General features: G+C 46.3%; 16 protein-coding genes and 1 tRNA gene. 15 read left to right on the top strand and 2 right to left on the bottom strand.

Annotated elements, in window-relative coordinates; all coding sequences use genetic code 11:
• The first annotated feature begins 357 nt into the window (after window positions 1-357).
• The 7 genes from DW896_RS15965 (at window position 358) to DW896_RS15935 (ending at window position 6,462) form a co-directional block, all read left to right on the top strand.
• Window positions 358-804, top strand: a complete 447-nt coding sequence (locus DW896_RS15965; RefSeq protein ID WP_005828652.1) for a hypothetical protein — start codon at window positions 358-360, stop codon at window positions 802-804.
• Between the two features lie 199 nt (window positions 805-1,003).
• A complete protein-coding gene (locus DW896_RS15960; RefSeq protein WP_005828650.1) occupies window positions 1,004-1,816 on the top strand; it encodes a MotA/TolQ/ExbB proton channel family protein in 813 nt (270 codons plus the stop codon).
• Between the two features lie 93 nt (window positions 1,817-1,909).
• Entirely contained in the window at window positions 1,910-2,515 is a 606-nt protein-coding gene (locus DW896_RS15955) for a biopolymer transporter ExbD (protein WP_005828648.1), read from the top strand.
• 39 nt (window positions 2,516-2,554) lie between these two features.
• Window positions 2,555-3,205 (top strand): biopolymer transporter ExbD, encoded by a 651-nt coding sequence (locus tag DW896_RS15950; protein WP_005828642.1) that lies wholly within the window; start codon window positions 2,555-2,557, stop codon window positions 3,203-3,205.
• Window positions 3,206-3,233: 28 nt separating this feature from the next.
• Window positions 3,234-4,049: an energy transducer TonB gene (locus DW896_RS15945; RefSeq protein WP_005828639.1), complete on the top strand. Its 816-nt coding sequence runs from the start codon at window positions 3,234-3,236 to the stop codon at window positions 4,047-4,049.
• Window positions 4,050-4,060: 11 nt separating this feature from the next.
• The gene (locus DW896_RS15940; protein WP_005828635.1) at window positions 4,061-5,011 is read left to right on the top strand and encodes a PstS family phosphate ABC transporter substrate-binding protein; all 951 of its coding nucleotides are present in this window, start codon (window positions 4,061-4,063) and stop codon (window positions 5,009-5,011) included.
• Window positions 5,012-5,016: 5 nt separating this feature from the next.
• Window positions 5,017-6,462 carry a lipopolysaccharide assembly protein LapB gene (locus DW896_RS15935; protein WP_009037282.1) on the top strand — a complete coding sequence of 482 codons (1,446 nt, stop codon included), beginning with the start codon at window positions 5,017-5,019 and terminating at the stop codon, window positions 6,460-6,462.
• Window positions 6,463-6,509: 47 nt separating this feature from the next.
• On the opposite strand, the gene DW896_RS15930 is transcribed toward DW896_RS15935, so the two are convergent.
• Window positions 6,510-7,433 carry an AraC family transcriptional regulator gene (locus tag DW896_RS15930; protein WP_119993546.1) on the bottom strand — a complete coding sequence of 308 codons (924 nt, stop codon included), beginning with the start codon at window positions 7,431-7,433 and terminating at the stop codon, window positions 6,510-6,512.
• A 246-nt stretch (window positions 7,434-7,679) separates the two neighbouring features.
• Between DW896_RS15930 and DW896_RS15925 the strand changes: the two genes are divergently transcribed.
• Genes DW896_RS15925 through DW896_RS15905 form a run of 5 tightly spaced genes read left to right on the top strand, consistent with a single transcriptional unit; the run spans window position 7,680 to window position 11,941 of the window.
• On the top strand, window positions 7,680-8,531 hold the full coding sequence (locus DW896_RS15925) for an ATP-binding cassette domain-containing protein (RefSeq protein WP_005828621.1): 852 nt from the start codon (window positions 7,680-7,682) through the stop codon (window positions 8,529-8,531).
• Window positions 8,531-9,361, top strand: coding sequence for a hypothetical protein (locus DW896_RS15920; RefSeq protein WP_117713902.1), 831 nt, complete (start codon window positions 8,531-8,533; stop codon window positions 9,359-9,361). The genes DW896_RS15925 and DW896_RS15920 overlap by 1 nt, the downstream gene beginning before the upstream one ends.
• Before the next feature lie 2 nt (window positions 9,362-9,363).
• On the top strand, window positions 9,364-9,732 hold the full coding sequence (locus DW896_RS15915; protein WP_005828614.1) for a GntR family transcriptional regulator: 369 nt from the start codon (window positions 9,364-9,366) through the stop codon (window positions 9,730-9,732).
• A 12-nt stretch (window positions 9,733-9,744) separates the two neighbouring features.
• Window positions 9,745-10,578: a hypothetical protein gene (locus tag DW896_RS15910; RefSeq protein WP_005828612.1), complete on the top strand. Its 834-nt coding sequence runs from the start codon at window positions 9,745-9,747 to the stop codon at window positions 10,576-10,578.
• Between the two features lie 52 nt (window positions 10,579-10,630).
• Window positions 10,631-11,941, top strand: a complete 1,311-nt coding sequence (locus DW896_RS15905; RefSeq protein WP_008665936.1) for an anaerobic C4-dicarboxylate transporter family protein — start codon at window positions 10,631-10,633, stop codon at window positions 11,939-11,941.
• Window positions 11,942-12,582: 641 nt separating this feature from the next.
• Here the strand turns inward: DW896_RS15905 and DW896_RS15900 are convergent.
• Window positions 12,583-12,655: transfer RNA gene (locus tag DW896_RS15900), tRNA-Met, on the bottom strand.
• A 238-nt stretch (window positions 12,656-12,893) separates the two neighbouring features.
• Between DW896_RS15900 and DW896_RS15895 the strand changes: the two genes are divergently transcribed.
• The 3 genes from DW896_RS15895 (at window position 12,894) to DW896_RS15885 (ending at window position 15,020) form a co-directional block, all read left to right on the top strand.
• Window positions 12,894-13,478, top strand: a complete 585-nt coding sequence (locus DW896_RS15895) for a TetR/AcrR family transcriptional regulator (protein ID WP_005828604.1) — start codon at window positions 12,894-12,896, stop codon at window positions 13,476-13,478.
• A 31-nt stretch (window positions 13,479-13,509) separates the two neighbouring features.
• Window positions 13,510-14,256, top strand: coding sequence for a 3-oxoacyl-[acyl-carrier-protein] reductase (fabG, locus tag DW896_RS15890; protein WP_005828602.1), 747 nt, complete (start codon window positions 13,510-13,512; stop codon window positions 14,254-14,256).
• A gap of 92 nt (window positions 14,257-14,348) precedes the next feature.
• Window positions 14,349-15,020 carry an RluA family pseudouridine synthase gene (locus tag DW896_RS15885; protein ID WP_005828600.1) on the top strand — a complete coding sequence of 224 codons (672 nt, stop codon included), beginning with the start codon at window positions 14,349-14,351 and terminating at the stop codon, window positions 15,018-15,020.
• Window positions 15,021-15,024: the final 4 nt, after the last annotated feature.

The raw sequence follows: 15,024 nt of genomic DNA, 5'->3' as shown, positions 1-15,024 counted from the left end.
AAGCCTCCGTGTCTGATAAGGATACGGAGGCTTTGTTCGTTTTATATACCTCTCCTCTAACATTCCGTTTCTACCGCTAATCACTATACCTTATTATATATAATTATTCATCATATATTCATCAGATTAATTCCCGAATTAAGGTGCTAAATGAATGATTAAAAACTTTTAAATCAGTATTTTATATCCTATTTCCACTTTCGTATTTCATATATTCTTCGTACCTTTACAGTGTATTAAAAGGTATAGTAAATCCTTTAATCAGTGAACAATTTAATCTTTTTACAAAAGAAAGTAACATAGCTGTAAAACAAATAAGAGAGACATCTGTTATTTATTGTAGAATCATTAGACGACATGAAAACAACTGTAAAGACATTCTGGATATGCATGCTACTGATGTTGACTTGCAGCATTAGCGGTAAAGCCATTGACCTGGTGCAGGTGGATGACAGAATGGCCGGAACTGCTGAAGTTTCCGCTTCTTTATCTTCATGTTCTTCTACTTCCGACAATAGTATTGACAAGAAGAATTCATTGTTCACGAATACCAAGTTCGCATGGACTACGGATGTCGAACTGGGAAACAAACCGGTTTCCGAAACTTACTCTTCTCATCAACAGCGTTTGCGCAGGGTGATTGAAGACAATCTTTTCCTCAGAAACATTCTTTTGATGTTATCCAACCACGAGAATCTACTCGTGCAAGGCCGCTCTAAATTATACTACTCAGATAAAGACCCGTACTATGCATTGACGGGCAGTGATTACTATATTTATACGCTTCGGCGGATTTTGATTTAGCCAACTTTTCTTCTTATTGATTTCCCCCTTTTTCTCCTTATTGTCTTGAAGAGACTGAAGGCAGGTGACCTTTAGTGTACATATATGTTAGTTAAGGTTGCAAGGATGATTACGCCCTGTCGGTTCGTAAGCGGGAAGTCGTATCCCTATGCTTTATTTTCAAAACTCTATTTAAATACCAACAATTAAACTTTTCATCATGGAAACTACTCAAAAAAAAGCAGCCTCTTTTAAAGGCATCAGATCCGCCGGTTGGGTAATCGTAATCTGTTTTATCATCGCCGTGCTTATTTTTCACTTTGTGTTGGGAAATCCCTCCAACTTTATGAACAACGACCCGAACAACCATCCGTTGCCGGGTAACTTCCTCGGTACCATCTATAAAGGTGGATTCATTGTTCCTGTAATTCAAACGCTTTTGCTGACTGTCATCGCACTGAGTATTGAACGTTATATTGCCATTGGCGCTGCCTTTGGTAAGGGGTCATTGGTGAAATTCGTAGCTAACATCAAAGCAGCCTTGGCTGAAGGTGATATGAAGAAGGCACAACAAATCTGCGATTCACAACGTGGTTCTGTAGCCAATGTGGTAAATGCCACTTTGAAGAAGTATGCCGAGATGGAGAATGACACAGAGCTGTCCAAAGACCAGAAACTGCTTGCCATCCAGAAGGAATTGGAAGAAGCCACTGCGCTGGAACTGCCGATGATGGAGCAGAATCTTCCTATTATTGGTACCATCACGACTTTAGGTACATTGATGGGATTGCTCGGTACAGTTATCGGTATGATCCGTTCATTTGCCGCCCTTGCAGCCGGAGGTTCAGCCGACTCCATGGCTCTGTCGCAAGGTATTTCTGAGGCTTTGATTAATACTGCCTTCGGTATCTTGACCGGTGCATTGGCCGTTATCTCCTACAACTATTATACAAACAAGATTGACAAGTTGACTTACAGCCTCGATGAGGTTGGTTTCTCCATCGTGCAGACTTTTGCAGCTACCCATAAATAGTTGACTGCTGATAGTTGGAGCTGCGCTGTGACGTAGGCTTCTATTATCTATTCAACGAATGAATTCTCAATTTTAATTTTCAATGAAACGATTATGGGCAGAGCGAAAATAAAAAAGAAAAGTACGTTCATCGATATGACGGCGATGAGTGACGTAACTGTACTGCTGCTGACCTTCTTCATGCTGACTTCTACGTTCGTGAAGAAAGAGCCGGTACAAGTAACGACTCCCGCCTCTGTATCCGAGATTAAGATTCCGGAGACAAATGTACTCCAGATATTGGTCGATCCGAGCGGAAAAGTATTTATGAGTCTGGACAAGCAGTCCGACTTGCGCGAAGTGCTGGAAGCTATGGGGCAGGAGTATGGAGTGACTTTCACTCCGGAGGAAACTAAAAAATTCATGCTGGCGTCTACCTTTGGTGTGCCGATGAAGAGTATGAAGAAATACCTCGACTTGCCGCAAGACCAGCAAGATGCTGTATTGAAGAATGAGGGGATACCGACAGACAGTATTGACAATCAGTTCAAGGCCTGGGTACGCAACGCCCGTGCAGTGAACAGTGATTTGCGCATTGCCATCAAGGCAGATGCCAATACTCCTTATTCCGTAATAAAAAATGTGATGAACTCACTTCAGGACCTCAGAGAGAACCGGTACAACCTGATTACTTCTCTGAAGACCACAAGTGAGGAGTGACAAGCTACGAGTTACAAGTAGAACAAGAAAGGAAACATTATGGCTGAAATACAAGAAAGCGGCAACAAGAAAGGTGGAAAAAGCAAGCAGAAGAAAATGACTGTCAGGGTGGACTTTACACCTATGGTGGACATGAACATGTTGCTGATTACCTTCTTTATGCTTTGTACCTCACTGAGCAAACCTCAGACCATGGAGATAAGCATGCCGAGCAATGACAAGACCATCACCGAGGAGCAGCAGACCAAAGTCAAGGCTTCCCAAGCCATCACGCTGTTGCTGGGGGATGACAACAAGTTGTATTATTACGAAGGGGAACCTAACTACAAGGACTATACTTCACTGAAGGAAACTACCTATCAGGCGGATGGTCTGCGGGCAATGCTTCTGCAACGTAATAGAGTTGCTGTGAACGAGGTGAACAGACTGAAGCAGCAGAAACTGGATCTTAAGATATCAGAGGATGACTACCGGAAACAGCTTTCCGAGATAAAAAGCGGAAAGGATACGCCGACAGTCATCATCAAGGCTACCGATAAGTCTTCGTACAAGAATCTGATTGATGCTCTCGATGAAATGCAGATATGTAATATAGGTAAGTATGTGATAACGGATATTGCCGAAGCCGACGAGTTCTTGATGAAGAACTACGAAAGCAAGGGCGAATTGTCCCAGAACATTGCTGAATGATGTGTAACACCCAAAGAAAGGAAAGAATATGGCTAAAGTAGATTTAAGCTCCCAAGCATGGTGTGACCTCGTGTTCAGTGGTAAGAACAAAGCATATGGAGCCTATAAGATGCGTGAGACCTCTCCCAGACGGCACAACATTGCCGTGATACTGGTAATTGTAATTGCATTGATAGGTTTCAGTATCCCTACGCTGATAAAGATGGCTACCCCCAAACAGAAAGAGGTGATGACCGAAGTGACTACCCTTTCGCAGCTGGAAGAACCGGAAGTGAAGCAGGAAGAGATGAAGCGGATAGAGCCCGTGGCCCCACCGCCGCCTGCATTGAAAAGCTCCATTAAGTTTACCGCTCCCGTCATCAAAAAGGATGAGGAAGTGAGGGACGAGGATGAAATAAAAAGCCAGACAGAACTGACGGAAACGAAAGTTGCCATCTCCATTGCCGACGTGAAAGGTAATGACGAGGAACACGGCAAGGACATCGCCGACTTGAAACAAGTGGTGACGCAGGCCGAACCGGAACCTGAAAAGGTTTTCGATATGGTAGAGCAGATGCCCCAGTTCCCCGGTGGTCAGGCCGAGATGATGCAGTTCATCAGCAAGAATATGAAGTATCCGACCATTGCCCAGGAAAACGGTACGCAAGGGCGTGTAACCTGCCAGTTTGTGGTAGGTGCCGACGGCAAGGTGCGTGATGTGAAAGTGCTGAGAGGTGTAGACCCCTATCTGGATAAAGAAGCTGTCCGTGTGATTATGTCCATGCCCAAATGGATTCCCGGCAAGCAGAATGGTAAGGCCGTATCGGTGAAATATACGATACCGGTGATGTTTAGATTACAATAAGTGTGTGTGTTATGAAAACGGTGAAACAACTTCAGCTTTCAGGCTTGCTGGTGCTGCTGACTCTGCTGTCTGCCTGCCAAAGCAAGCCCAAGGACGGACAAACGGATACGTATACCTCCGGTGTGATTGCAATTGCTGCGGACGAAAGTTTCCAGCCTATTGTGCAGGAAGAAATTGACGTGTTCGAAGGACTGTTCCCCTTGGCAGGAATTGTGCCCCGTTATGTGACGGAAGTCGATGCCGTCAACCTCTTGCTCAAGGACAGTCTGCGGTTGGCAATAACCAGTCGCAGACTGACTCCCGAAGAGATGAATTCCTTCAATAGCCGGAAGTTTTTTCCGCAGGAGATAAAGATTGCTACGGACGGGCTGGCATTGATAACCCATCTTGGCAATCCGGATTCATTGATTAGTGTGAAGGACATCCGCCGCATCCTGACGGGTGATGCGAAGCAGTGGAAAGATATCTATCCGGCTTCCCGTCTGGGGGATATCAGTCTTGTGTTTGACAACAAGAACTCCAGTACCGTACGTTTTGCTGTCGATTCCATCTGTAAGGGTGTACCGCTTTCCAGTCAGTTGAAAGCGTTGAAAACCAATAGGGAGGTGATTGACTACGTGGCCCGCACGCCTGATGCCATCGGTATTATCGGCGTGAACTGGCTGAGCGACCGGAATGACAGTACGGGGCTCTCTTTCAGTAAAGAGGTGCGGCTGATGTCCGTCAGTGCTGCTGACAAGGCCATGCCGGACAACAGTTACAAACCCTATCAGGCGTATTTGTATTACGGTGATTATCCGTTGGCACGCAGCATCTATGCCTTGTTGAATGATCCGCGGAGCGCACTTCCGTGGGGATTTGCCTCTTTCCTCGCTTCCGACCGGGGACAGCGGATTATATTGAAGTCGGGATTGGTCCCCGCCACCCAACCGGTGCGCGTGGTGAACGTCAAGGATGAATAACTAAAATGAATGCTAACATGAAACGTAGATTTGTATTTTGTTTGGGAGCGATGCTGTTTGCAGGTACGCTCGCCGCACAAACGCCGGTGCCCGAATGGCAGGCGGGGGTGGATAAAGTAAAAAGTCTGATAAAGACGAATCCGGAGCAGGCTTCCGACGCAGCCGGAGAACTGCTGAAGGGCAAGAACAAGAAAAATGTGGAGCTTGTGACTTCCGTGGCCCGTGCCTATCTGGATGTAGGACAGCTGAAAGAGGCGGAAACCTATCTGGAGATGGCAAGAAAGGCCGACAACAAGGCTCCGGCAGTTTCTGTACTCGAGGGTGACATCGCTTTTGCCCGGAAAGATATCGGAAAGGCATGCCAGCTTTATGAGCAAGCCATCTATTTTGATTCGAATTATAAGGATGCGTATCTGAAATATGCGCAGGCATACAAGTCTGCCAGTCCTTCGCAGGCCATAGAGAAGCTGAACCAGCTGAAGGCCATAGCTCCGGATTGCCTGGAAGCAGACAAGGAGCTGGCGGAAGTGTATTACGCCACCAACCGTTTTGGCAAGGCTGCCGACACCTATGCCAAGTTCATCGATACTCCCGTGGCTACGGAAGATGACATCCTGAAATATGCTTTTGCACTATTCCTGAACCACGACTTCGAGAAATCCTTGGCGGTGGCGCAGAAAGGTTTGCAGAAGAATGCCCGCCATGCCGCATTCAACCGGCTTGTGATGTACAACAATGTCGACCTCAAGCGTTATGACGAGGCAGAGAAGGCTGCCGATGCTTTCTTCAATGCTTCGGATAATGCCGATTATTCATGCTTGGATTACCGCTATCACGGTGCTCTGTTGAGTGCTCTGAAGAAATATGACCAGGCCATTGAGGAATATGGTAAGGCATTGGAGAAGGATGAGAGTCAGGTGGATTTGTGGCGTGAGATTGCCGATGCTTATGAATTGAAAAACGACTATACCCAAGCCATTGCTGCTTATAAAAAGTACTATGACTCGCTGGCACAAGATAAAAAGACGTCCGAAAACTTATTCCAGTTAGGGCGTCTGTACTACGGAGAGGGTACGTCCTCGGACACTCTCTCCGTTCAGTCTGCCGACCGCATGGCGGCATTGCAGGCTGCCGACTCTGTGTTCGCACTTGTTGCCGAACAAGCTCCCGACAGTTATTTGGGAGATATGTGGCGCGCCCGCACACACTCTGCCATGGACCCCGAAACTACAGAGGGATTGGCGAAACCTTATTACGAGAAGGTGGTGGACGTACTGCTTGCCAAAAACGAACCGAGGTACAACTCTGCATTGATAGAGTGTTACAGTTATCTGGGCTACTACTATCTGTTGAAGAGTGACTATGCTACTTCGAAAGAGTACTGGAATAAAATTCTGGCTATCGACCCCACCAATGCCACAGCAAACAAGGCATTGGACGGCATCAAATAGCAATAATTTTAGTTGTTTGTCGTGTCGGGAGGAGTGGAGAGTGATTCTTAGCTCCTCCTTTTTTGTTGCAGGGTCCCCCTTGGAGGCAGTGATTGCTTGCGGTAGTCCGTGGGTGAAGTGCCTAAGTGTGTCTTCACATACTTCCCGAAAAAGGAGATGTTGGGGAAATCCTGATGCTCGGAAATCTCCTTGATAGACTTATTGGAATACTTCAGAAAATATTTGATGTCTTCGACCACATAATCGTTTATCCACTCGAAGGCTGTCTTTCCGCTGACCTTTTTGCAGACGGTGGAAAGATATTTGGGAGTAACACACAGCTTACCCGCATAATAGGAAATAGAACGTTTTTTCACCTCGGTGCAGGCCAGCAGGTCGAGGAATCTCTTGAATAGAATGTTGCTCCGCTTCACCATTTGGCTTTCGGGAGGGGTGCTCAACTGGTTTAAATCTGCCAGCAGCTCATACAGCATGGTGCGTATCAGCGACCTGATGACTTCTTTGTAGTAGGACTGCTCCGCTTGTTTCATTCGGGCACGTATCACCTTATAGTATAAATCGAACAGTTGCACTCTGTCCTTGTCAATGCGTACTACCGGATTCTGGCTGATATAGAAAGCCTTGTTCCATATGTCACTACTTTTATGAAGGTACTTCTGTGTAATCTGGGTCGACAGACAGAACATGGCGCCCTTGAAGTCGGAACTGGTTGTGCAATTGCTCAGAATCATATTGGGCATACAAATCAGCATCTCACCGGGGTAGATAGCATATTTTTGGGTATTGATGTTTATCTGCAGTCTTCCTTTTACACAGACCACATAGATGTTTGCATTCAACTTGAAATACTTGTTGAAAAGCAAGTTCTTGAAATCTCCAAGTATAGCAATATCGTTGTCGGTATAGTCCGTACTTGTATATTCTGCTATATTGTATGTGTTAAGTTGGTAAATCTTTTCTTCGTTTTTCATATTCATGTCTTTAGCTCCTTTGCAAATGTAAAGCAAGTGGCAGGAAATATAGAGTCCTAAATGGATACAGAAGTGTCCTAATCTTCTTGCGTGTGAGGCTAATTTCGAACCAAAGAATAGAATTGTTCCTTTTTCTGAGCATTTTTTTTCTTGAAACGCTTGTCGTATTGAAAAGAATGTCTACTTTTGCGGTGTACTATTATACTAATACACATAAACAATAAGATATTTAATTCATCCAAGCGTATGTTACAAGTAGAAAACATTTCATTTAGTTATCGCAAGGGGCGGAAAGAAGTCCTGAGCGATTTTTCACTTTCGCTGGAAGCCGGCCGGGTTTACGGTCTGTTGGGTAAGAACGGAGCCGGCAAGTCTACGTTGCTCTATCTGATGAGCGGTTTGTTGGCTCCCAAACGTGGGAGAGTGATGTATCATGATACCGACATGCGCCGCCGGTTGCCCGTCACGTTGCAGGACATGTTTCTGGTACCCGAGGAGTTCGAGCTGCCTCCTATTTCCTTGGTCAGCTATATTGAACTGAACAGTAAGTTCTATCCCCGTTTCAGCAAGGAAGACATGGTGAAGTACCTACATTTCTTCGAGATGGATATGGATGCTGATTTGGGAGCCTTGTCCATGGGGCAGAAAAAGAAAATCTTCATGAGTTTTGCGCTGGCCACCAATACTTCCCTGCTGCTGATGGATGAGCCTACCAATGGACTGGATATTCCGGGAAAGAGCCAGTTCCGCAAATTTCTGGCTTCGGGTATGTCGGACGACAAGACGATTGTCATTTCCACCCATCAGGTGCGTGACATTGACAAAGTACTGGACCATGTGCTGATTATGGACAACAGCCGCGTATTGCTGGACGAATCCACTGCCAGCATTTGCAGTAAGCTGTTCTTCTTGGAGAGTGACGACCGGGAGTTGGCTGCGACTGCCTTGTACACGCTTCCCTCCGTACAAGGCAATTTCTTGATGCTGCCCAATACGGAAGGTGAGGAATCGGAGATTAATCTTGAACTGCTGTTTGGCGCCGTACTTGCAGAGCCTGGGAAGATAGCGGAAATGTTTCACACTAAAACAAATGAATAATGATACGCGATACCTTTTTTAGTTTGCATCGCTTTGTGAACGTATGCCGCAAAGAGATGGTGGAGAATTGGAAGACCTATATACTCCGCTCGGTGATGGTCTACGGAATGTTGGCCATAGTCTTTGTCTGGAATGGATACTATCAGTATCACAATCTGGAAGCGGGAGCTGTGGGCATGGACCCTATCTGGGAGTTTGAGTCCAGATTCTTTCTTTGGGGACTTGTCATTTGGGGATGCATTAGCGCCTCGTTTGCCATGGAAAGGATGAAAAGCAAGACGAGTCGTACCGTTGTGCTCATGACACCTGCCACCATGTTCGAGAAATTCTTTGCCCGCTGGCTGGTGGCTACCTGCGGCTTTATCTTGGTCTTTCTGATAGCTTTCAAGCTGGCGGACTTGACAAGAGTCGTCTTCTATCTTCTGGCCTACCCGGAGCTGCATGTCGTTCACTCCTTTCCGTTGTGGGAATTCTGCTGTAACACGAACCGTTTCTATGAGACGATAGGAAGCGGACCGGCTGTGGTGGGTATATTCCTGAGCTGCTACTTTTTTCTACAGTCTTTCTTCCTGCTGGGCAGTACGGTCTGGCCCAAAAATGCACTTATCAAGACTTTTGCGGCCGGTGTCTGCATCTTCGTTTCATATATCCTGATAGCTGTATTGTGTCTGGAAACCATTCTACCCAATAATTTTTTTATGACCGAGCCTTATATCAACAGGGAAGCATCGAGTGACTGGCTGATTTTTATAACTTCGTTTTTCGCCCTTTTCAACTGGGTGCTTGCCTATTTCCGTTTCAAGGAGTCCGAAATCATTAATCGCTGGTAACTATGAACTTTAAGGAAAGCAAAGCCATCTACCTGCAAATAGCAGACCGCATTTGCGACGAGGTACTTCTCGGGCAATATCAGGAGGAAGAACGTATTCCTTCGGTACGGGAATATGCGGCTGTGGTAGAGGTCAACGCCAATACGGTGATGCGTTCGTACGACTACTTGCAGACGCAAGGAGTGATTTACAACAAGCGGGGTATCGGCTATTTTGTGTCGGTAGGTGCACGTAAGCTGATTCTTTCGTTGAGGAAAGAGTATTTTCTGAAGGAGGAAGTGGATTATTTCTTCAAGCAGATTTTCACGCTGGGCATCTCTGCCGAGGAGTTGTCCGGGATGTATCAGGAGTTTATCAAGAAACAAAAATAAAAGAAGACAGTTATGAAACGAACGACTTATATAATGATAGGAATGCTGGTTACCGGTGTGGCAATGGTATGCGGACTCATGTTCTATGTGGTGGACCGCAATGTCACTCAGAAAGATAATTTTATGGAAATCGGCGGAGAACGGAAAACGGTGCAGCTGCCCTCGTGCAGGGTGTTGAAGCTGACACAGCCTCCGGTGGTGTGGAAACAGAAAAAAGAAGGTATTGTGGAGGCAGAGCGTATGTTCTCGTTCGGGGAAGTGCCGTTGGAGGTAACTGCCGGAGACTCTTTGCAGCAGGGCAGTTTCTCCTATGCAGGGGATATGGAGGCTTTTATGTCGATGACTTCCGTTGGCGATACCCTGCTCGTCACCTTTGACTTTCCGGAGGATAAGCTGGAACAGCATCTTCAGAATGACATTTGGATAAGGGTTCGTTCAGAAGGGATGGAATTGCGGTTGCCTGCGGAGGTACAAGCGGTTGTGGTAGATGTGGAAGATATGGAAGCCAATTTCTACGGACTCCGTTGCGATACGCTCTCTTTCCGCACGCGATACCTTGCCCGGCTGGAAGATTGCCATGTCACTGCGCTTGCGGCGCAGGCGCAGAGCTTGCATTTCAACAGCGGCACAGTGCGCAACCTTTATCTGAATCTGGACGAGATAGCCGATTGGGATGTCAATACCGGTTCCTTCCATATCGATACGGAGCATCTGTCCGGCAGCCGCTATCATCGTTGTCTTTTACAGAAGAATGAATGCCGCCGGGTGTTCTGGACACCGTTAAAGGATGATGCCTCTTTGAGTGTGGAGTTAAAACAAGCAGTTAAAATAGAAGTAGGTGAGTAGCCATAATACGAAATGACTTATCTTTGCACATGAATCAAAAAGTGTAGAGTATATGGCCTTGCAATTGGCATTCGTATTGGTAGCTATCATTATAGGCGCCCGCTTGGGCGGCATTGGACTGGGTGTAATGGGAGGGATAGGTCTGGCAATTCTGACGTTTGGTTTCGGATTGCAGCCTACATCACCTCCCATTGACGTTATGTTGATGATAGCCGCCGTCATTTCTGCCGCATCCTGCATGCAGGCGGCTGGCGGACTGGATTATATGGTAAAGCTGGCAGAACGGTTGTTGCGGAAGAATCCTTCGCAGGTCACCATCTTGAGCCCTATTGTGACCTATTTGTTTACTTTTGTTGCCGGCACGGGACATGTGGCATATTCGGTGCTTCCCGTGATTGCCGAGGTTGCCACGGAGACCAAGATTCGTCCCGAGAGGCCACTGGGCATTGCGGTGATTGCTTCGCAGCAGGCTATTACGGCAAGTCCCATTTCGGCTGCCACCGTCGCACTGCTTGGGTTGCTGGCGGGATTTGATGTCACCTTGTTCGATATTCTGAAAATAACGATTCCTGCTACCATTATCGGGGTACTTGTGGGCGCCTTGTTCTCCATGAAGGTGGGCAAGGAGCTGGCAGACGACCCGGAGTACAGAAAGAGGTTGACCGAAGGCTATCTTGATGTCAAGAAGGTGGAGATAAAGGATATACACAATAAACGGCATGCCGTCTTGTCCGTGCTTATCTTTATCCTTGCCACTGTTTTTATCGTGTTCTTTGGTTCGTTCGACAGTTTGCGTCCTGCCTTCGTGATAGACGGCGAGACGGTGAGACTCGGCATGTCCGCCATTATCGAAATCGTGATGCTCTCTGCCGCCGCCCTCATCTTGCTGCTGACTCGCACCGACGGCATGAAGGCAACGCAAGGTTCCGTCTTCCCGGCAGGCATGCAGGCGGTGATTGCCATATTCGGCATTGCCTGGATGGGAGATACTTTTCTTCAGGGAAACATGCTTCAGTTGACCCAGTCCATCGAGGGAGTGGTGAGGCAAATGCCGTGGCTGTTCGGGATAGCCTTGTTTGCCATGTCGATTCTGCTTTATAGCCAGGCCGCCACTGTGCGCGCACTGATGCCTTTGGGCATCGCTTTGGGCATTTCGCCTATGATACTGGTTGCTCTGTTCCCCGCTGTAAACGGTTACTTCTTTATTCCCAATTATCCCACCGTAGTGGCAGCCATCAATTTCGACCGTACCGGGACTACCCGTATCGGCAAGTATGTGCTGAACCACTCGTTCATGCTTCCCGGACTTGTTTCGACTGGCGTTGCCATCGGGCTGGGGTTGCTTTTCATCAGGATATTCTAAGGGAAACCGCTGCTTTCAATCCGTTGTATATAGGGCTTTGTTTACTTGTGTATAGGGGAGTGTTCCCTTTTACTCATTGCCTTATCAGCGCCTAATGGTCGTGCGGCGATCTGCTGACGGCTGTTAAGCGGGTTGTTGATGGCCGTTAGGCGATTGCATCATGGCCGTTGCATACTGTTGATTCCTTATGTCCGACGTAATAAATACCTTCATTCTCTGAATAAAGCACAGAGGAAAACAGTATTGAAGTCTTGGCTTTGTGTGGCTGTACGCATTTGTTCTGATTGCATTTGAAGGGGGAGGAGATGGAATTAATACCGTGTTTGCAGGATATTGATTTCGTGCAGGTACGATATAAATAAGATGTGATACAAGAAATTAATAACTTGTGTTACTTTATGTTAGCTTCTTGTGTGTCAGTATTTCTGTTTGTGAAACGGTGTGGAAGCAAATTTTGCTTCCACACTTTTGAGTTGCTTCCACCGCATCTGTAATGCCGATGAATAAAGGGATGTGGAGAGGAGGTGGAAGTGTGGAAGCAATTTGCACAAACATTATTTGCGCAAACATTTTTTTCTGTCCTTGATGGGAATTAAAAAAATGAGGATAAACGGTCTTTAAACCTTTTATCCTCATTGTAGTTGCGGAGATCCGACTCGAACGAATGACCTTTGGGTTATGAGCCCAACGAGCTACCAACTGCTCCACTCCGCGATGTTATCGTTTTGTGGGTGCAAAGGTACGGCTTTTTATTTAATATGCAAATAAAATGCATGATATTTTTGAGGTTAAGTGGATTTTAATGAGTAATATGTTGATAAATAGAACGATAATAAGCCTACTTTTTTTCTTCCTTTTTAGGGCTGTTCATTAATAAAATGAATGTTTTCTTGTAAGATATGCGGAAATGTCTTACTTTTGCTCAAATAATAAAGCAATGTGCAATTAATCTATGACCGTATCGAAGACAAAAGCTAAATTAGTGGACGTTGCCCGTCAGCTGTTTGCAAAGATGGGCGTTGAGAATACCACGATGAATGATATTGCCCTCGCTTCGAAGAAAGGTAGGAGAACGCTCTATACCTATTTTAAGAGCAAGGAAGATATCTACTTGGCTGTTGTCGAGTCGGAGCTGGATATTCTTTCGGATATGATGAAGCACGTGGTAGAGAAAGATATTCAGCCGGACGAGAAACTGATGGAGATGATTTACACCCATCTGGATGCGGTAAAAGAGGTTGTCTTTCGAAATGGTACTCTTCGTGCCAATTTCTTTCGGGATATTTGGAGAGTGGAGAAAGTGCGCAAACGTTTCGATGCTACAGAGACCCAGCTTTTCAAGGAGGTTCTGCGTGAAGGTATGGAGAAGGGCGTTTTCCAGATAGATGACTTGGATATGACTGCCGAGATTGTGCATTACAGTGTCAAAGGTATTGAAACACCTTATATTCGCGGTCATATAGGAGCCAATCTGGATGATGCGGTACGCGATACTTACGTGACCCGTCTGGTACTTGGTGCATTGGGAAAGAAGTAAGAATACATTTTATAAATAATTTTAAAATAATATGGGATTATTAGATGGAAAAACAGCCATTGTGACAGGTGCTGCACGCGGCATCGGCAAGGCTATCGCTTTGAAGTTCGCTCAAGAAGGAGCAAACATCGCATTCACTGACTTGGTGATTGATGAAAATGCCGAGGCTACGGCAAAAGAATTGGAAGCTTTGGGAGTAAAGGCAAAAGCTTATGCCTCCAATGCAGCAAATTTTGAAGACACTGCCAATGTAGTGGCAGAAATCCATAAGGACTTTGGACGTATTGATATTCTGGTAAACAATGCCGGTATTACACGTGACGGTCTGATGATGCGTATGAGCGAACAGCAATGGGATATGGTTATCAATGTCAACCTGAAATCGGCATTTAACTTTATCCATGCCTGCACACCCATCATGATGCGCCAGAAGGCGGGTAGCATTATCAATATGGCATCTGTGGTAGGTGTTCACGGCAATGCCGGCCAGGCCAACTATTCTGCTTCCAAAGCCGGTATGATTGCTTTGGCCAAGTCTATCGCTCAGGAGCTGGGTTCTCGTGGAATCCGTGCCAATGCCATTGCTCCGGGCTTCATCATGACAGCCATGACCGACGCCTTGTCTGAAGAGGTGAAGGCTGAATGGTGCAAGAAGATTCCTTTGCGTCGTGGCGGCACACCCGAAGACGTGGCAAATATCGCTACTTTCCTGGCTTCTGATATGTCTTCTTATGTATCCGGTCAGGTTATTCAGGTAGATGGTGGGATGAATATGTAATTTAATGATTAATGATTAGTGATTAATGTTTAATGAGAAGTTGGGTGTTAGTCATTAATCATTAATCACTAATCATTAAACATTAACAACCGATGACTGTCGTATACGAAGACAATCATATCATTATAGTCAACAAGACCGCTTCCGAGATAGTTCAGGGAGACAAAACGGGTGATACACCGCTTTCGGAAACTGTAAAGCAGTACCTGAAAGAGAAGTACAGCAAGCCTGGAAATGTCTTTATCGGTGTCGCTCACCGGCTGGACCGCCCCGTGAGCGGTCTTGTTGTTTTTGCCAAGACCAGTAAGGCACTGTCGCGTCTGAACGAGATGTTCAAGAATAGCGAGGTGAAGAAGACTTACTGGGCAGTAGTGAAGAACTTGCCCCGCGAGGAAGAGGGGGAATTGGTGAACTATCTGGTGCGAAATGAGAAACAGAACAAGAGTTATGCATACGACAAGGAGGTGCCGGGCAGCAAGAAAGCGATTTTGCATTACCGGCTCATCGGGCGGTCGCAGAACTATTATCTGTTGGAAATAGATTTGAAAACCGGACGCCATCACCAGATACGTTGTCAGTTGGCAAAGATGGGCTGTCCCATCAAGGGAGATTTGAAGTATGGTTCGCCCCGCTCCAATCCCGACGGCAGCATCTGTCTGCATGCGCGGTATATCCGTTTTGTGCATCCGGTGTCCAAAGAACTGATAGAAGTGGAGGCGCCCGTTCCTCCCGGAAATTTATGGAATGGTTTTGAAACGATTTAATCTT

It is taken from the genome of Bacteroides sp. AM41-16 (assembly GCF_003603495.1).
GTDB lineage: Bacteria > Bacteroidota > Bacteroidia > Bacteroidales > Bacteroidaceae > Bacteroides > Bacteroides uniformis.
Note: the sequence above shows the minus strand (reverse complement) of the source record. Positions and strands in the feature narration are given on the sequence as shown.